Annotated in this window: 19 protein-coding genes and 1 riboswitch; of the genes, 5 read left to right on the forward strand and 14 right to left on the reverse strand. The window is 71.4% G+C overall.

The window, feature by feature from the left end; genetic code table 11:
- Positions 1-85 (forward strand): MspA family porin (locus ACFQS9_RS00005; protein ID WP_378400760.1); only part of this gene is annotated, 85 nt, incomplete at its 5' end.
- A gap of 84 nt (positions 86-169) precedes the next feature.
- On the opposite strand, the gene ACFQS9_RS00010 is transcribed toward ACFQS9_RS00005, so the two are convergent.
- Entirely contained in the window at positions 170-862 is a 693-nt protein-coding gene (locus ACFQS9_RS00010) for a hypothetical protein (protein WP_378400264.1), read from the reverse strand.
- 193 nt (positions 863-1,055) lie between these two features.
- On the opposite strand from ACFQS9_RS00010, the gene ACFQS9_RS00015 reads away from it, so the two are divergent.
- Positions 1,056-2,213 (forward strand): methyltransferase, encoded by a 1,158-nt coding sequence (locus tag ACFQS9_RS00015; RefSeq protein WP_378400266.1) that lies wholly within the window; start codon positions 1,056-1,058, stop codon positions 2,211-2,213.
- Between the two features lie 35 nt (positions 2,214-2,248).
- On the opposite strand, the gene ACFQS9_RS00020 is transcribed toward ACFQS9_RS00015, so the two are convergent.
- The 3 genes from ACFQS9_RS00020 to ACFQS9_RS00030 form a co-directional block, all read right to left on the reverse strand.
- On the reverse strand, positions 2,249-2,908 hold the full coding sequence (locus tag ACFQS9_RS00020; RefSeq protein ID WP_378400268.1) for a DUF8020 domain-containing protein: 660 nt from the start codon (positions 2,906-2,908) through the stop codon (positions 2,249-2,251).
- A 184-nt stretch (positions 2,909-3,092) separates the two neighbouring features.
- The gene (locus ACFQS9_RS00025) at positions 3,093-3,446 is read right to left on the reverse strand and encodes a GNAT family N-acetyltransferase (protein ID WP_378400762.1); all 354 of its coding nucleotides are present in this window, start codon (positions 3,444-3,446) and stop codon (positions 3,093-3,095) included.
- Positions 3,447-3,594: 148 nt separating this feature from the next.
- Positions 3,595-3,927 (reverse strand): GNAT family N-acetyltransferase, encoded by a 333-nt coding sequence (locus tag ACFQS9_RS00030; protein WP_378400270.1) that lies wholly within the window; start codon positions 3,925-3,927, stop codon positions 3,595-3,597.
- 282 nt (positions 3,928-4,209) lie between these two features.
- On the opposite strand from ACFQS9_RS00030, the gene thiC reads away from it, so the two are divergent.
- Positions 4,210-5,901 carry a phosphomethylpyrimidine synthase ThiC gene (gene thiC / locus ACFQS9_RS00035; protein WP_378400272.1) on the forward strand — a complete coding sequence of 564 codons (1,692 nt, stop codon included), beginning with the start codon at positions 4,210-4,212 and terminating at the stop codon, positions 5,899-5,901.
- Between the two features lie 10 nt (positions 5,902-5,911).
- Positions 5,912-6,751, forward strand: coding sequence for a bifunctional hydroxymethylpyrimidine kinase/phosphomethylpyrimidine kinase (gene thiD / locus ACFQS9_RS00040; protein WP_378400274.1), 840 nt, complete (start codon positions 5,912-5,914; stop codon positions 6,749-6,751).
- Positions 6,752-6,808: 57 nt separating this feature from the next.
- On the opposite strand, the gene ACFQS9_RS00045 is transcribed toward thiD, so the two are convergent.
- The 9 genes from ACFQS9_RS00045 to thiO all read right to left on the reverse strand — a co-directional run bounded on the left by ACFQS9_RS00045 (position 6,809) and on the right by thiO (position 14,160).
- The gene (locus ACFQS9_RS00045) at positions 6,809-6,988 is read right to left on the reverse strand and encodes a hypothetical protein (RefSeq protein ID WP_378400276.1); all 180 of its coding nucleotides are present in this window, start codon (positions 6,986-6,988) and stop codon (positions 6,809-6,811) included.
- 46 nt (positions 6,989-7,034) lie between these two features.
- Positions 7,035-7,799, reverse strand: a complete 765-nt coding sequence (locus tag ACFQS9_RS00050; RefSeq protein WP_378400764.1) for an adenylate/guanylate cyclase domain-containing protein — start codon at positions 7,797-7,799, stop codon at positions 7,035-7,037.
- A 135-nt stretch (positions 7,800-7,934) separates the two neighbouring features.
- Positions 7,935-9,416, reverse strand: coding sequence for a M28 family peptidase (locus ACFQS9_RS00055; RefSeq protein WP_378400278.1), 1,482 nt, complete (start codon positions 9,414-9,416; stop codon positions 7,935-7,937).
- 102 nt (positions 9,417-9,518) lie between these two features.
- Positions 9,519-10,313, reverse strand: coding sequence for an ABC transporter permease (locus ACFQS9_RS00060; protein ID WP_378400280.1), 795 nt, complete (start codon positions 10,311-10,313; stop codon positions 9,519-9,521).
- A complete protein-coding gene (locus ACFQS9_RS00065) occupies positions 10,313-11,257 on the reverse strand; it encodes an ABC transporter ATP-binding protein (protein ID WP_378400282.1) in 945 nt (314 codons plus the stop codon). The genes ACFQS9_RS00060 and ACFQS9_RS00065 overlap by 1 nt, the downstream gene beginning before the upstream one ends.
- Positions 11,258-11,373: 116 nt before the next feature.
- The gene (locus tag ACFQS9_RS00070) at positions 11,374-12,066 is read right to left on the reverse strand and encodes a hypothetical protein (RefSeq protein ID WP_378400284.1); all 693 of its coding nucleotides are present in this window, start codon (positions 12,064-12,066) and stop codon (positions 11,374-11,376) included.
- 36 nt (positions 12,067-12,102) lie between these two features.
- Positions 12,103-12,873 carry a thiazole synthase gene (thiG, locus tag ACFQS9_RS00075; RefSeq protein ID WP_378400286.1) on the reverse strand — a complete coding sequence of 257 codons (771 nt, stop codon included), beginning with the start codon at positions 12,871-12,873 and terminating at the stop codon, positions 12,103-12,105.
- Positions 12,866-13,099, reverse strand: coding sequence for a sulfur carrier protein ThiS (gene thiS / locus ACFQS9_RS00080; RefSeq protein WP_378400288.1), 234 nt, complete (start codon positions 13,097-13,099; stop codon positions 12,866-12,868). The genes thiG and thiS overlap by 8 nt, the downstream gene beginning before the upstream one ends.
- Positions 13,096-14,160, reverse strand: a complete 1,065-nt coding sequence (thiO, locus tag ACFQS9_RS00085) for a glycine oxidase ThiO (protein ID WP_378400290.1) — start codon at positions 14,158-14,160, stop codon at positions 13,096-13,098. Before thiO ends, thiS begins: the two co-directional genes overlap by 4 nt.
- Positions 14,157-14,267, reverse strand: a riboswitch (TPP riboswitch). It overlaps the preceding gene by 4 nt.
- Positions 14,268-14,293: 26 nt before the next feature.
- Here thiO and thiE point away from each other — a divergent pair.
- Positions 14,294-14,998: a thiamine phosphate synthase gene (gene thiE, locus ACFQS9_RS00090; RefSeq protein WP_378400292.1), complete on the forward strand. Its 705-nt coding sequence runs from the start codon at positions 14,294-14,296 to the stop codon at positions 14,996-14,998.
- Here the strand turns inward: thiE and ACFQS9_RS00095 are convergent.
- Complete coding sequence (locus ACFQS9_RS00095) at positions 14,995-15,894, reverse strand: NUDIX hydrolase (protein ID WP_378400294.1); 900 nt, start codon at positions 15,892-15,894, stop codon at positions 14,995-14,997. The two genes, thiE and ACFQS9_RS00095, sit on opposite strands and share 4 nt — an antisense overlap.
- Between the last annotated feature and the right edge of the window lie 132 nt (positions 15,895-16,026).

A 16,026-nucleotide genomic window follows, 5' to 3' on the forward strand; every position in this document is an offset into this window, starting at 1 on the left:
CCGCTCCTACGTCAACGTCACCGTCGACACCGAGAACGTCAAGGGCACCGTCACCCTCTGGGGACAGCCCTTCAGCATCGGCTGACCGGCGCCCGGCCCCTGACGGCCAAGGGCCCTGGGGGGGTGCCGGCGTCCCGCGACGTCGGCACCCCCGGCGGCGGTCCCGCGATCACGACGTCGTCCGAGCCGATCGGTCGGTTCGGCGCGCCCGGAGCAGCTCCGCGGCCAGCCACAGCGCACCAGCCGCCAACAGAACCCCGTGCGCCACGCGCATCCACGGGCTGCCGAAGAACTGCGGGATGAACAGGGCGAACCCGATCGCGAGCGGGACCCCGCTCCATCGCGCCAGCACCCCGGACCGCCAGATCCCGACCGCGGCGGTGACCGCGCCCGCGGCGACCAGCAGCAGCCCCGCCGCGAACATGGTCATCTGGGTGCCGCCGCCGCGAACGCCGTCGACCAGGCCGAGCAGCTCCGGCGTCCCGTCCGCGAGCGCGCGCCCGCCGATCGCGTGCAACCCGAAGTCCTCCGCGCCGTAGTAGGGCAGGGTCAGGCCGACACCGACCCAGGTCAGTGCCGTCGCGGCGATGCCGGCCCGGTCGCCGTCGGTGCCGCGGAGGATCTCGCGCAGCGCCTGCACGGCGAGGCCGAGCAGCAGGAACCCGATCATCCCGAAGAAATGCGCGGCGACCCATGCGCCGGACGCGTAGGCCCGCGCGCCGTCCAGTGTGGTCTGGTTCAGGTAGTCCGAATAGGGCCGGACCGCGGGGTACAGCATGAACAGCAGCCCCGCCGCGCCGAACAACGCCGCCGCCGCGACCCGTGCGGGGCTGGTGACCGCCCGGTTCACCGTCTGGATCATCTCTACCTCCCGTAGCAATTGAGAGCAACGCTCTTACTAGAGAGCAGTGTTCACCGCGACGCGACAGAAAACAAGAGCAGTGCTCTCAAATTCTGTCCGCTCGCCCTCCCGGTCTACGATTCATGCACCGTGTCCGCCTCATCCGAGGCGTGCTTCGCAGGCTCGCGCCGCCCCCCAGAGCAAGGAGCCCGTCGTGGAGACCCCGCGCGAGCAGCCCGACCGGACCGAGATCGAATGGGTCGAGGACGGCGAACGCCGTTCGGCGCCGTGGCGGACCAACAGCACCGTCAAGCCACCGAAGCGGGTCGAGATCGCCGGCGACGAACTGCGCGCCGACGACGCGATGCGGCTCGCCTCCGAGGGCACCGCGGTGCTCTGGCGCGGCGACTTCCTCGGCGCCCGGCAACTCCTCGACGCGCTCAAGCGCAGGCTCGACCGTCAACAGGTCAAGCCCGACCCCGACCTCGCCGTCACCTTTCACCGGCACCGGCAGGCCCGGGCACACCGCACCCGCATCCTGAGCATGGTGCTGATCGAGCTCGACGCAGACTTCGGCATCGGCCTCCGGCGGGCCCCCGACATCCGGGACGCCTGCCGCGAGGCGTACGGCGAGGCGACCGAGCCGAGCGTGGCCTCCCTACAGGAGCTGCTCGGGACGGTGGGGGCGCACGAGTGGCGCAGACGCGGCGTGCTGATCCCGGCCCTCGACGCACGGATCCACCCGCACTACGGCGTCTTCGCCCCCACCAGGAACGAGTACATCGACCTGGTCGCGGAGGCGCGGTTACCCTCCACCGCAACGGCATTCGACCTCGGAACCGGCACCGGTGTGCTCGCCGCCGTGCTGGCGAAGCGGGGCGTCGGACGGGTGGTCGCCACCGACATCGAACCGCGCGCGGTGGCCTGCGCAACCGACAACGTGCAGCGACTCGGGCTCGCCGACCGGGTGGAGGTGGTCCAGACCGACGTGTACCCGACGGGCCGGGCCGACCTCGTGGTGTGCAACCCACCCTGGGTACCCGCCGCCCCGACGTCGTCGGTCGAGCTGGGCGTGTTCGACCGCAAGGGGCACATGCTCACCGAGTTCGTCCGGGGCCTGCCGGATCACCTCAATGCCGGCGGCGAGGGCTGGCTGGTGCTCTCCGATCTCGCCGAACGTCTCGGCCTGCGCACCCGGACACAGCTGACGGACCAGTTCGATCGGGCCGGCCTGACGGTGCTGAGCCGCACCGACACCCGGCCGCGGCACCCGCGCGCCGGCGGCGACCGATCCGGCGGACGCGACCCGTTGGCCGCGGTCCGCGCCACCGAGATCGTCTCGCTCTGGCGACTCGCGGTCCGCGCGTCCTGACGCGCGGCCCGCGACCGACTATCCGACCGTCCGGACTATCGGACCATCTGCCTGAAGAGGCCGTCCGCGCAGCCACCGGCGAAGCCGGTCACGGCACCCGAGGCCGCGCCCGTGGCCACACCACCCACCAGTCCGGCCGGGCCCGCCGCCAGCCCCGCAGCGGAGGCCGCGGTGACGGCACCGGTCAATGCCCCCGTGATGGCGGGTTTCACCCCGGACTTCACGCACTCCTCGGCGAGGGCACCGGCCTGGTTGACGACCTGTGCGGCCACGACCGTCCCGGCGTCGATGGCGGTGCCCACGACCGCCGACACGACCTTGCCGCCCTCGGAGATCGAGTAGTTGATGCTCTGCACCGCGCCGTCGACCTCGAGGCGCAGCGGCAGGTTCTCCAGGACCCGGCCCGCCTCGTTGACGGCGGCGATGGCGTTCGTCTGGGCGTCCCGGACGAAGCGGCCCGACTCGAGCTTGATCTGCGCGGTGCTGGCCTCGACCTGGGTCGCGACGAACTTCGCGAACTCCCGGATCGGACCGGCCTGCGCGGGCGGTGCGATGCACACCGAGGCGAGCGCGAAGGCCCCGACACCGAGCGCGACGGCGAGCGAGGCCGTCCCCGCCCTGACGTCGGCGGAGATCCCGGCCACCCGAGCGGACCTGCCCTGGGCGCCCTCGCGCGCGGCAGCAACGATCGTCATTCTTCCCCCAGTTACACGGCGCGTCGGTACGCGAAGCGATGACATGACTCCCGCCACCGCGCGGGACCGGGGAGGTGCAGAACGTGTTCGAGATCCCCGTGGTCGAGCCCCGACCGCGACGGGTCAGGGGGAAGCATAGGGGCCGTTGCCTTTCCGTGCGACGGTATGACGAATTCGGGGCGAATCAGTCCTCGTCCACGAGCAGATCCAGGTCCTCGGGGTGGGCGGCCAGGTATCGCTGCACATACGTGCAGACCGGCCGCAGCCGCCAGCCGCGTTCCCTCGAGAGCGCCAACACGTCGCCGACCAGCACGGCGGCCCAGCCACGGCCGCCGAACTCCTCCTTGACGACCGTGTGCATCAGCGCGACCACCTCACCGCGGCCGCCCGCGAACTCGGTCGACTCCCCCTCGCCGCGATACCCGAGGATGCCGATCAGCTCGTCGCCGACCCAGAGGTCGAAGCGCGAATGCGAGGGGTTGTCCACGACGCGCGCCAGCGCCGGGTTTGCTGGGACAGGGGCGGGCGCAGTCACCACCGCTGCCGGGACAGGATGCCGCTTGAAGATGTGGGACACCTCACCATGGAAGCAGTCCCCTCCCGGCCCGGTCGCCCGATTTGGTGCCGATGGGGCGATTTGTTGCCGAGTCACCATCTGATCGTGGCCGAATCGGCACCCAAAATACTCACACCGGGACGATGAGGTCCCGGTACTCGGGGTTGTCCGCGACGAATCGCTGGAGGTACGTGCACACCGGCCGGATCTTCCAGCCGTAACCGCGCGCCGCGTCGAGGGCGCGGCGGACCATCACCGCGGCGAGGCCCCGATGACCGAAGTCCTCGACGATCACGGTGTGCATGAACGAGACCACGGGGGTCGCCGACGAGGGCCGCCTTGCTCCCCGCGTGTCCAAGTCGTAATAACCGAGAATGCCGACGAGGTCCCCGTTGAGCCGCAGCTCGAATCGGTTCTGACCTGCATTGTTCGTCACCTCTGCCGTCGGCGATTCCGCGATCATGTGCCCCGTCTCCTTGCCCGATCCGTAATCACAATGTGATTTCCGCCACTATAGGCAGCGGGCCCCGCCACCGTCCCGGTTTGCGCCAACAAATCTTGGTCGACACCCGCGCGGCAGGGGCAGGCACCGGGGATCGGGGGGCGTGCCCTATGGTCGTCCCGACAACTACACAACCCACGGGGGCTCGCACCAGCGGGCTGAGAGGACGGCTAGCTCTTCGGAGCGATCAGGGCCGTCGACCGTTGAACCTGACCGGGTAATGCCGGCGTAGGGAGAGCACTGATGAGGGACACCTCTGTTTCCGGCACCACCGTCACCACCGGGCCCATCGAGGGCAGCAGCAAGCAGTACCTGGACGTCGACGGCCTGTCCGTGCCCGTTCGCCGGGTCCACCTGACCAACGGCGAGCATCTCGACCTGTACGACACCTCCGGCCCGTACACCGACGCCGGGGCGGACATCGACCTCGAGGCCGGTCTCGCGAAGACACGCGACGGCTGGGCCAAGCCCGATCCCGTCGATCTCGGCGGCACCAGCCGCAGCGGCGGCCCCAACCTCGCCCGCACCCAGCTGGCCTGGGCGCGGGCCGGGATCATCACCACCGAGATGCGCTATTGCGCCGCCCGCGAAGGCGTCTCGGCCGAGGTCGTGCGCGAGGAGGTGGCGGCCGGGCGCGCCGTCATCCCGGCGAACCACAAGCACCCCGAGTCCGAACCGATGATCATCGGCAAGCGGTTCCTGGTGAAGATCAACGCGAACATCGGGAACTCCGCGGTCACCTCCTCCATCGCGGAGGAGGTTGAGAAGATGGTCTGGGCCACCAGGTGGGGCGCGGACAACATCATGGACCTGTCCACCGGCAAGGACATCCACCAGACCCGCGAATGGATCCTGCGCAACTCGCCGGTGCCGGTGGGCACCGTGCCGATCTACCAGGCACTGGAGAAGGTGGGCGGCGATCCCACCGCGCTGACGTGGGAGATCTACCGCGACACCGTGATCGAGCAGTGCGAGCAGGGCGTGGACTACATGACCGTGCACGCAGGCGTGCTGCTGCGGTACGTGCCGCTGACCGCCAAGCGCGTCACCGGGATCGTCTCGCGCGGCGGTTCGATCATGGCGGCCTGGTGCCTGGCTCACCACCGAGAGTCGTTCCTGTACACACACTTCGAGGAACTCTGCGAGATCCTGCGCGAGTACGACGTGACGTTCTCGCTCGGCGACGGTCTCCGCCCCGGGTCCATCGCGGACGCCAACGACGAGGCCCAGTTCGCCGAACTGCGGACCCTCGGCGAGCTGACCAAGATCGCGAAATCCCATGGCGTGCAGGTGATGATCGAGGGACCCGGCCACGTCCCGATGCACAAGATCGTGGAGAACGTGCGGCTCGAGGAGGAGCTGTGCGAGGAGGCGCCGTTCTACACCCTCGGCCCGCTGGCCACCGACATCGCACCCGCCTACGACCACATCACCTCGGCGATCGGCGCCGCGATGATCGCGCAGGCCGGCACCGCGATGCTCTGTTACGTGACCCCGAAGGAACACCTCGGCCTGCCCAACCGGGACGACGTGAAGGTCGGCGTCATCACCTACAAGATCGCCGCGCACGCCGCCGACCTCGCCAAGGCGCACCCGCGGGCGCAGGAGCGCGACGATGCGCTGTCGAGGGCGCGCTTCGAGTTCCGCTGGCGCGACCAGTTCGCGCTGTCCCTCGACCCGGACACCGCCCGCGAGTATCACGACGAGACGCTGCCCGCGGAACCGGCGAAGACCGCGCACTTCTGCTCGATGTGCGGGCCGAAGTTCTGCTCCATGCGGATCTCGGCGGATGTGCGCGAGTACGCGGAGCAGAACGGGCTCGAAACGCAGGAGGACATCGACCGGATGATCGCCGACGGCATGGCGGAGAAATCAGTCGAGTTCGCGGACCGCGGCAGCCAGGTGTACCTGCCCGTCGTTCCGGCCGGCCGATAGGCTCTCACGCGTGAAGTTGCTGCCCCTGACCCCGGACGGACAGACCCCGATCCGCGTCCTCACCATCGCCGGAACCGACTCCGGCGGCGGTGCGGGCATCCAGGCCGACTCCCGCACGATGGCCATGTGCGGCGTGCACGCCTGCGTTGCCGTCGCCGCGGTGACGGTGCAGAACTCGGTCGGGGTCAGCGGGTTCCACGAGATCCCACCGCAGATCGTGGCGGACCAGGTGCGGTCGGTGGTCGGCGACATCGGGGTCGCCGCCGCCAAGACGGGGATGCTCGCGTCGACCGCGATCATCGAGGCCGTCGCTCAGGTCTGCGGCGAGGTCGGCATCGGCCGCGGCCAGGCGGTGCCGCTGGTCGTCGACCCGGTCTGCGCGTCCATGCACGGCGATCCGCTGCTGCACGCCGAGGCGCTCGACGCGGTCCGGCACACCCTGATCCCGATCGCCTCGCTGGTGACGCCGAACCTCGACGAGGTCCGGCTCATCACCGGGATCGACGTGGTCGACGACGCCTCTGCCCGCCGGGCCGCGGAGGCGCTGCACGGGCTCGGGGCGCAGTGGGCGCTGGTCAAGGGGGGACACCTGCGCACGTCGACGGCGTCGACCGATCTGCTGTTCGACGGCGAGAACTTCCACGAGTTCACCAGCCCGCGGATCGACACGGGCAACGATCACGGCGGCGGCGACACCCTGGCCGCCGCGATCGCGTGCGCGCTGGCGAACGGGTACCCGATGCCCGACGCCGTCGCGTTCGGCAAGGAGTGGGTGACGCGGTGTCTGGCCGCGTCGTACGACCTGGGCGCCGGGCACGGTCCGGTGTCCCCGCTCTGGCGCCTGCACTGACGCGCGGATGCGCGTCGCCCCCCGCACCGGGGACGACGCGCACCGCGCGCGCAACCGTCAGCGCGAGTAGTCCCGGAAGGTCATGACTCCGCCGACCAGGAAAACCATCACCGCGAGGATGTAGACGGTGACGCGGAACCAGGCGGGCCCGTAGTAACTGACCGCCATCGCCGCACCGAGCGCCGCGAGAATCATCACGACCCCGTAGAAGGGCGTGCGTTGCTCCCTGTCAACCATGACTCCAGTGTGGGCGGCGGCGCCACGGGTGGCAATGCCGCCGCCCTCATTGCGGGTGGAGGGTGAAGGCGCGCAGGCCCTCCGGGACTCCGCGCGGCGGGGCGGCGAACAACCCCCGGCGGTAGGGCTTGGTCGCGACGCCGAGGCCGTCGAGGAATCCCGGCTCGAGCGCGGTCAGCGTGGCCTCGGAGGCGACGATGTTGCCGTCGCCGCCGAGCTCCATCATGCGTGCCGCGACATTCACGTCCACGCCCAGCCAGTCGGAGGCCACCTGCCGCGGCGACCCGGTGTGCACGCCGATCCGCATCCGCGGCCGGTAGCCCGCGACCTCCACCTCGGCGAGCTGGGCTCGGGCGGCGAACATCGCCTCGACGGCACGGTCCGGCCGCGCGAAGACCGCCATCAGCCCGTCGCCCATCCGCTTGACCACCTGGCCACCGCGGTCGACGATCGGCCCCTCGACCGCCTTCGCGACCTCGCGCAGCAGCGCGAGGGCCACCTCGTCGCCCGCGCCGAGCGACCAGCTCGAGAATCCGATCAGATCGGTGAAGACGATGGTCACCTCGCGCGGACCGCGACCGCGTCCGGTCCGCTCGAGCAGCGCCTGCCAGACCTGCAGGGCGCCCAGGCTCACCTCTCGCGAGGCGCCGGGGCCGTCGTCGAGGAACCGGTCCGCGGCCCGCGCCATCGCGCGTACGCCGCCGGGTCCCGCCGTGGACAACGGATCACCGAAGGAGGGGTCGCCCGGCAGGGCCCGGCGGAGCCGGCGGACCGCGTCGACCACCCGGGGCCTGGTGTTGACCTCGCGGATCCACTCGACGGCCGCCCCGGGCACGGTGCGACCCGCGCGATCGCGGTCGCCCGCGTCGATGGGTTCGACGCCAGGGGCGGAGGGGTCGTCACTCACGAGCCGAGTGTAACTCAGGGTTACAGATATTGACCCGTTTCACTGTCCCGCACCCGCTCGTGCCCGCGCGCGGTCCGCCTGCCCGGGGACCCCGTCCGGGCCCTCGATGGAGTTCGCGTAGGTACCGACGCCGAAGGCCACCGCGGCCGCGTTCTGCGCCAGCGCCTCCCGATCCACGTTCGCCAGGGTGTCCTCCGGCGTGTGGTAGCCCGGGTCGTAGGCCTCACCCGCCGTGCCACCCCACTTCTGCGCCTGCTCCTCGGTCTTGCGGTCGTCCGCCCCGCTGTACACCCCACCGGACGGTATCCCCATCTCGATGAACGGGCCGTAGTCCGACCGACCGTCGAAATCCGTTCCGTCCGCGACGATCCCGCGCCAGGCGAGGTAGCCGTTCAGGGTCCGCTCGATCCCGTCGGAACCCTGCGGCCCCGGCCCGGCGCCGTCCCGGTCGGAATCGTCGCCGTCCAGGGTGAGGTATCCCGCGTTCCGCGAACCGATCATGTCGAAGTTCAGGTACAGCGCGATGTCCTCGAGTTCGCTGTCCTCGAGTCCCTCGACGTACCGCTCCGACCCGACCAGGCCCTGTTCCTCGGCGCCCCACCAGGCGAAGCGAACCGCGTTCGTCACGTTCGGCGCACTGCCCAGCCGCAGCGCGGTCTCGAGCACCGCGGCCGACCCACTGCCGTTGTCGTTGATCCCCGGGCCCTCCTCGACGCTGTCCAGGTGCGCGCCCACCAGCACCACGTTCTCGGTCGACCCGGTCGTGGTCTGGGCGATCACGTTGCGGCTCGTGGCGGTCTCGGTGACCGCCTCCAGCTTCAGCGTCAGCTCGGGTGCGGCCGCGGCCGCCGCACCCTCGGAGCCCGGCACGCTCACCACGGGGATCCGCGGCTCCGAGTCCTCCCCCAGCGTGCCCCCCGCCAGCGGACCGTCCTCGTTGTTGACCACCACGACGGCGGCGGCGCCGCGGTCGGCGGCCACCTGTTCCTTCGTCGAGAACGGGCAGACCCCGCGCCGGACCACCGCGATCGCGCCGGCGGCGTCGAGCCCGTCGTAGTCCGCCGCCTCGCAGCCGGGGCTGCCGTCGTCCGGCGGTGCGACGGTCCGTGCGGTGATCCCGTCCGGTGGCGTCGCCGGCGAGTACTGCAAGGTGCGCGCGGCGAACTCCCGGTCACCCGAGCGCAACTCCACCGGTCCGGCGATGAAACGGTCCAGCTCGAACTCCGGGGTGGACACCTCGAAGCCGGCGGAGCGGAGTCGGTCGGCGACGTAGTCGACGCTGGCGTCGTAGCCCGGGGTCCCCGCCGCCCGGGTGTCGTTGTTGTCGGTCGCGATCCGCTCGAGCGCCGCCAGGTGCGCGGCCACCGCGTCGCCCTCGACGGCGGCCGCCAGCGACCGGCCGTCGACGGGGGGTGCGGGCAGCGACTCCGGTTCGTCCCTGCCGCACCCGGACACCAGCGCGATCCCGGCCAATACCACCGCCGACGACGCTCCGACCCGTGCCCGAATGGACTGTCGCATTTGCCGAGCGTACTGCGCGCGGGCGCCGGATCGGCGCAAAAAGAAACCGTGCGCGCCCGGCACCGAGGGGGTGCCGGACGCGCACGGTCGTCTGCGCGAGGTCTAGGCGTCGCGACGGTTCACCATGAACAGCGCCGAACCGAAGATCACCGCCACGAAGGCCACGAAGTAGGCCAGGCTGCCCCAGGGACCCCAGTGGAAGTCGATGCCCTGCGGCGCGCCGAGGAAGTGATTCGCGTTCGCGAACGGCAGGAACGGCTGGATCGTCTCGCCGAACTTGCCGAAGAGACCGAACAGGCTCTCGATCAGCAGCGGCCACAGCAGCAGCAGCGCGATCGCGCCCGCCGACTGCCGCAACAGGGTGCCGACCGAGACCGCGAGCACCACGCAGAGGAAGGCGTAGATCGGCACACCGTAGATCGCCCGCCACGCCTCGCTGCCGGACAGCTTCAGGGCAGCGCCCGCCGCGGAGCCCGCGGTGGCCTTGGCGATCGCGTACGCACCGAAGGTGAGCACGAAGGTGAGCAGCGCGCCGAAGACACCGATCAGCCCGGCCTTGGTGATCAGCACGGAATCGCGCTTCGGCACGGCCTGGAAGGTGGTCCGGATGATGCCGAACCGGTACTCACTGGTCACCGCGAGCGCGGCCATGATCATCAGGACCAGCACACCGAAACCGGACACCCCGCCGACCGCGTCCGCCAGCGTGGGCAGGAAGGGCTCGAAGTCCGGCTTGTCCCCCTCCGCGATCTGGTCGTTGAACTGATTCAGGCTGGCCTTGGACGTCAGCCCGATCACCGCGGCCAGGCCGAGCCCGAGCGCGATGATCGCCACGGTGCACCACCACGGCGACCGGGTCGAGGTGAGCTTGATCCGTTCTGCGTTCACGACACCCATCAGAGCGCCCCTCCCATCACGTCGTCGACGCCGGCAGCGTGGTACTGCACATCGTCCCCCGTCAGTTTCATGAAGGCGTCCTCCAGGGACCCCTGCTCAGCGGCCAACTCGTGCAGGACGATTCCGTGGCCGCCGGCGATCTGTCCGACGACGTCGGTGGTCGACTCGAGCACGATGAGCGCGCCGCCGAGCTCGGAGGTGCCGTCCTCCCGGACCGTGAGGCCCTGCGACGTCAGGGCGCTGCGCAGCGCGTCCAACTGGGGGCTGCGCACCCGCACCGTCGATTCGGACGACCGGTCGACGAACTGCTTGACGGTCGTGTCGGAGATCAGCCGTCCCCGTCCGATCACCACGAGATGCTCTGCCGTCAGCGCCATCTCGGAGAGCAGGTGGCTGGACACCAGGACCGTGCGGCCCTCCGCCGCCAAGCGCTGCATGAACTTTCGGATCCAGACGATGCCCTCGGGGTCGAGCCCGTTGACCGGCTCGTCGAACAACAGGACCTTCGGGTCACCGAGCAGGGTGGCCGCCAGCCCGAGCCGCTGGGACATGCCGAGCGAGAAGCCGCCGGCCTTCTTGCCCGCGACCTCGCTCAGGCCGACCAGCCGCAGCACCTCGTCGACACGGGACATCGGGATCCCGTTGGACGCGGCCATCCACTGCAGGTGCGCCTTCGCGGACCTGTTGGGGTGCACCCACTTCGCGTCCAGCAGCGCGCCGACGGTCCGGAGCGGTTGCTTCAGGTCGTGGTAGTGCTTGCCATCGATCAGCGCGGTTCCCGCGGTCGGCCGGTCCAGGCCGAGGATCATCCGCATGGTCGTGGACTTGCCTGCGCCGTTCGGTCCGAGGAAGCCGGTCACCATGCCGGGCTGCACCGTGAAGGTCAGGTCGTCGACCGCCTTCGTGGGCCCGAACTCTTTCGTCAAACCCCTCACTTCAATCATGACGTGAAGGATTCCTCAGTCCGGGCCCGCGCGCATCGCCCTGAGGTCGCGTCCGGTGTCATCCCTAGGGATGACACCGACCCCGAGAGGCCCTCACCACCCGGACCCGACACGCGTCAGCGCGCGACGCTGAGCCGTTCGAGTCGGGCCACCGCCGCCTCCGCCACCGCCAGGGCGACCTCGGCGCTGTCCATCCGGTCGCCCTGCTCGACGGTCGCCCAGTTCCGACCGTGCGCATAGGCGCTGAGCAGGTTCCACTGGGTGGGCACCTCCATCGCCGGGTCGGGGCCGCCGAGCGCATCCGGCTCCATGAGCAGGCCCGCCTGGGCAACGATGAAGCTGTCCGAGTCGATCGTGCGGAAGCTGCGCTCGCTCAGGCCGGGCCGCACGGTCCGGGCGGCGGCCAGCAGCTCCGCACCTCGCGCATCGGCGACGGCGCACTCCCGCAGCCCGGCCCGGCTCGTCTCCAGGTACTGACGGCGGTAGACCTGGTCACGGTAGCCGAACTGCAGTGTGCGATAGCGCTGTTCGTCGATCGGGCCGGCCATGAGCCACAGCGCGGTGGCCGCGGTCGTGACGGCGGAGCGGATCAGGGTCGGGTGTGCGAACTCGTGCGGGTCGGTGTCCCGGCCGGCCAGATCCAGATGGTCGAGAGCGCTGCGGATGAGCTGGACGACGGTGCCGTGGAGCGAGAGACCCGACGCCCGCAGGATCCGGTCCGCGACCTCGGCGTCCGAGCCCGGCGCGGTCTCGATGCGGCCCAGCCGGCGCGTCAACTCACCGGCCGCAGTCGGCACCCGCTCGCCCATACCCCGAATCTAGCCCGCTTCGACACCGCAGAGTCCCTAGAACTCCGGCGACGACGCCTGCGCCCAGAACCGCTTCGGGATCCGCCCCGCGCGGCGGGCCAGGTACCCCGCGGTCACGGCGGCCGCCATCGCCGACGCCATCAGCGCCGGATCCTTGGCCCTGGTCACCGCCGTCGCGAGGAGCACGGCGTCGCAGCCGAGCTCCATGGCCAGCGCCGCATCGCTCGCGGTGCCGATGCCGGCGTCGAGGATCACCGGGACGCCGGCCGCCGCCACGATCATCTCGATGTTGTGCGGATTGGAGATGCCGAGCCCCGTCCCGATCGGTGCGCCGAGCGGCATCACCGCCGCGCATCCGACGTCCTCGAGCCGACGCGCCAGCACCGGGTCGTCGGTGGTGTAGGGCAACACGGTGAACCCGTCGTCGACGAGTTGCTCTGCGGCCGAGACGAGTTCGATAGCGTCGGGCAGCAGGGTGCGCTCGTCGGCGATGACCTCCAGCTTGACCCAGTCGGTCTCCAGCGCCTCCCGGCCGAGCTGCGCGGTGAGCACCGCCTCGGCGGCCCCGCGGCAGCCGGCGGTGTTCGGCAGCGGGGCGATGTCCAGCTTGCGGAGCAGGTCGAGCACCCCGGTTCCGCCTGCCGCGTCGACGCGGCGCATCGCGACGGTGGTCAGCTCGGTGCCGGACGCGACTAGTGCCTCCTCCAGCACGGCGAGGTTCGCCGCACCCCCGGTGCCCATGATCAGCCGGGAGCCGAAGCTGCGGCCGGCGATGGTCAGCCGGTCTGCAGTGAGCGGCTCAGCCACCCTGCACCGCCGTCAGGATCTCGATCTCCCAGCCCTTGCCGACCGGGGTGTCCCAGGACGCCCGCGGGAACACCGCGCCGTCCACCGCGACCGCGATGCCCTTGGCGGGCAGGCCGAGGTGTTCGAGCAGCTGGGCCACGGTCAGCGGCTCGGACAGCTGATGGTCCTCGCCGTTGACGGTGATCCCGATGTTCACCGGTGTGTTCGTCATCGAGTCCTCACTCATCGTTGAAGGGTGAAACGTTCCGGGGAGGCGCTCTTGGCCTCCGCCAACGGTGCGCCGTCGAGCTCGGCGACCACGGCGTCCGCGGTCAGCGGGGTCAGCAGGACGCCGTTGCGCCCGTGCCCGGTGGCCAGCACCACCCGCTCCGACACCCGGCCGATGATCGGCAGGTTGTCGGGGCTCATCGGGCGCAGTCCGGCGGCGCACTCGTGCAGCTCGTACTCCCCGATGCTCGGCATCAGGGTCTGCGCGTCGGCGATCAGGTCGCGTACCCCGCCGACGGTGACCTGGGTGTCCTCCCCCGACTCGTGCTGGGTCGCGCCGACCACCAGGCCGTCGCCGCGCGGCACCAGGTACACCGGGCGCCCGTGCACGCTGCCGCGGATGGTCATCGTCGGGGCGGGCGCCACCCCGGGTCTGCGGTGCAGCCGCAGGATCTCGCCCTTGACCGGACGGACCGGCAACCCGGGCCACAATCGCGCGGACGCGGTGCCGGCCGACACCACCACCTGGTCGGCGGCGACCGTGTCGGGGTCGGTGACCGCCTCGGCGACGAACTCCACCCCCGACCCGACGCAGGCCGACCGCAGCGCCGCGATCAGCGCGCGGTTGTCGACGGCGGACTCGGTGGCCGCGAGCAACGCCAGTCGGATGTTCGGGGCCAGCGACGGCTGGGCCGCGCGGATCTGGGCCCGCGAGAGCAGTTCCAGCTCGTGGCCCTGGCCTGCGAGCCACTCGGCGACGGTCCGCAGGTCCGCGGCGTCGGCCGCGTCGAGCGCGACGGTGAGCGACCCCTGGGAGGTGAACAGCTTCTCGCCGGAGAGGGCCTCGAGCTCGCCGCCGAAGTCGGGCCAGCGGGCCAGGGAATCCGCCCCAACCTGCAGCACCGCGTCCTCACCGGGCCAGCCCTCCGACAGCGGTGCCAGCATCCCGCCCGCCACCCACGACGCCCCCGACGCGGGCGCCGGATCATGGACGGTGACGCGCCAGCCGGCCTGGGCGGCGCGCCACGCGATCGAGAGCCCGATCACGCCGCCCCCGATCACCGCGACGGTTCTGCTCACAACTCCACCTCACTCCCTGCGCCGGCATGATCCGGGTCAGGTATGACGGTCGGGGCTCGCGGCCCCCTCTCAGCCCCGCGCTCGCCGGGACTCCCGTGTTACTTCTCTCTGCGTAGAGACTACCGTTGAGAGCGTGCACCCCTCGCATGCCGGCAGGCACCTCACCCCACGGGAACGCCTCGCCACCGCCCGCTTGTATCTCTGCACCGACGCCCGGCGCGACAAGGGCGACCTCGCGAAGTTCGCCGAGGCCGCACTGTCGGGCGGCGTCGACATCATCCAGCTGCGCGACAAGGGGTCCGCGGGCGAGAAGAAGTTCGGCCCGATGGAGACCCATGAGGAGCTCGGTGCGCTGGCCGAGCTCGCCGCCGCCGCCCGCAGGCACGGCGCGCTGCTCGCGGTGAACGACCGCGCCGACCTGGCGCTGGCCGCGGGCGCCGACGTCCTGCACCTCGGCCAGGGCGACCTGCCGGTGCACTACGCCCGCCGCATCCTCGGCCCGAACGTGGTGATCGGCCGCTCGACGCACAGCCGCGCGCAGGCACAGCTCGCCTCCATCGAGGACGACGTCGACTACTTCTGCACCGGGCCGGTGTGGGCGACCCCGACCAAGCCGGGCCGGACCGCGTCGGGCCTCGACCTGGTCCGCTCGACCGCCGACTCGCACCCGACCCGCCCGTGGTTCGCGATCGGGGGCATCGACGAGGCGCGGCTGCCCGAGATCCTGGAGGCCGGGGCCGAGCGCATCGTGGTGGTGCGCGCGATCACCGAGGCACGCGACCCACAGGCCGCGGCCCGTTCGCTGGCCGACGCCCTGGCCCGCAACGCCAACCGTTAGTCCAGCCACCCCAGCACGGTCGACGGCGACAGCTGCACCACCGTCTCCGGCAGGCGCTCGCGCAGCCCGCGGTCGGCGGTGACCACCGCGGTCAGGTGCTCGTCCACGCCCTCGAAGGCCGGGTGCGGCGCCCCTGGGCCCGCGGCCATCGCCAGCTCGGTGCCCGCGCCCGCCAGCAGCGCCAGCTCGTCGTCCCCGCTGCCCGCGGCCACGTGCACGGGAACCCGGGCGTCCACCGCGGCCACCGCGCGCGCCTGGCCCTCCAGCACCGCCTCGATCCGCGGCAGCCAGCCGAATCCGCCGTCCGGCAGCTCGATGGTGCGGGGCAGGGTCGCGGCCAGCGCGGCGAGCAGCTCGCCGGTCGCGCCCGCCCGGTCCCGCCACCAGCCGTTCGGGCGTGAACCCAGCACGTTCGCGGTGTCCAGCAGCAACCGGACGGGGGTGCTCCGCAGCTCCGGCCAGCTCTCCGCGAACCCCGGGTGCAGCGGCAGCCCCGCCACCTCGTCCTCCGGCACCCAGCGCAGCTCCGTGCTCTCGCCGTTCGGCACCGTCGTCAGCGGGCCCGCCGCATCGGCGATCACCGTCGTGTAGCTCCAGCCGCTGCTCGCGCGCGCGGTCACCCGTTCCGCGCGGACCCGCAGATCCGAACCGGGGATCCCGGCCTCCTCCTCGGCCTCTCGTACCGCGGCGTGGACGGTCGACTCGTGGCTGTCACGGGCGCCGCCGGGCAGCGCCCAGGTGCCGCCCTGGTGGCTCCACTGCGCGCGATGCTGCAGGAGCACGGTCGGTGTCCCGTCGGCCGCGGGGGCACGCAGCAGCAGCCCGGCCGCGCCGAACCTGCCCCAATGCCGACTGCCGTCGTCGCTCTTGGCCCAGCCGTCCCCGTCACCGCGCATCGACTTCGTTCACCTGCCCCACATCCGGCCACGTCGCACCCCACGCGGTCCCTCGCGCCTCGTCGTCCTCTTCCCGACCGAACTTAGGCCAGTCGTGCACAACAATGCTCAGTTACTGCTTATATGCTCCCC

The sequence above is a fragment of the Rhodococcus daqingensis genome, assembly GCF_042665615.1.
In the GTDB taxonomy this organism is placed as follows: Bacteria; Actinomycetota; Actinomycetes; order Mycobacteriales; family Mycobacteriaceae; genus Rhodococcus_G; species Rhodococcus_G daqingensis.

Coding starts and splice junctions, on each gene's coding strand:
- ACFQS9_RS00020 (WP_378400268.1), bottom strand. CDS start 2,908: ATGACGATCGTTGCTGCCGCGCGCGAGGGCGCCCAGGGCAGGTCCGCT.
- ACFQS9_RS00095 (WP_378400294.1), bottom strand. CDS start 15,894: ATGCGCGGTGACGGGGACGGCTGGGCCAAGAGCGACGACGGCAGTCGG.
- ACFQS9_RS00070 (WP_378400284.1), bottom strand. CDS start 12,066: ATGGGCGAGCGGGTGCCGACTGCGGCCGGTGAGTTGACGCGCCGGCTG.
- thiS (WP_378400288.1), bottom strand. CDS start 13,099: ATGAGTGAGGACTCGATGACGAACACACCGGTGAACATCGGGATCACC.
- ACFQS9_RS00060 (WP_378400280.1), bottom strand. CDS start 10,313: ATGGGTGTCGTGAACGCAGAACGGATCAAGCTCACCTCGACCCGGTCG.
- ACFQS9_RS00045 (WP_378400276.1), bottom strand. CDS start 6,988: ATGGTTGACAGGGAGCAACGCACGCCCTTCTACGGGGTCGTGATGATT.
- ACFQS9_RS00010 (WP_378400264.1), bottom strand. CDS start 862: ATGATCCAGACGGTGAACCGGGCGGTCACCAGCCCCGCACGGGTCGCG.
- thiC (WP_378400272.1), top strand. CDS start 4,210: ATGAGGGACACCTCTGTTTCCGGCACCACCGTCACCACCGGGCCCATC.
- ACFQS9_RS00065 (WP_378400282.1), bottom strand. CDS start 11,257: ATGATTGAAGTGAGGGGTTTGACGAAAGAGTTCGGGCCCACGAAGGCG.
- ACFQS9_RS00055 (WP_378400278.1), bottom strand. CDS start 9,416: ATGCGACAGTCCATTCGGGCACGGGTCGGAGCGTCGTCGGCGGTGGTA.
- ACFQS9_RS00030 (WP_378400270.1), bottom strand. CDS start 3,927: ATGATCGCGGAATCGCCGACGGCAGAGGTGACGAACAATGCAGGTCAG.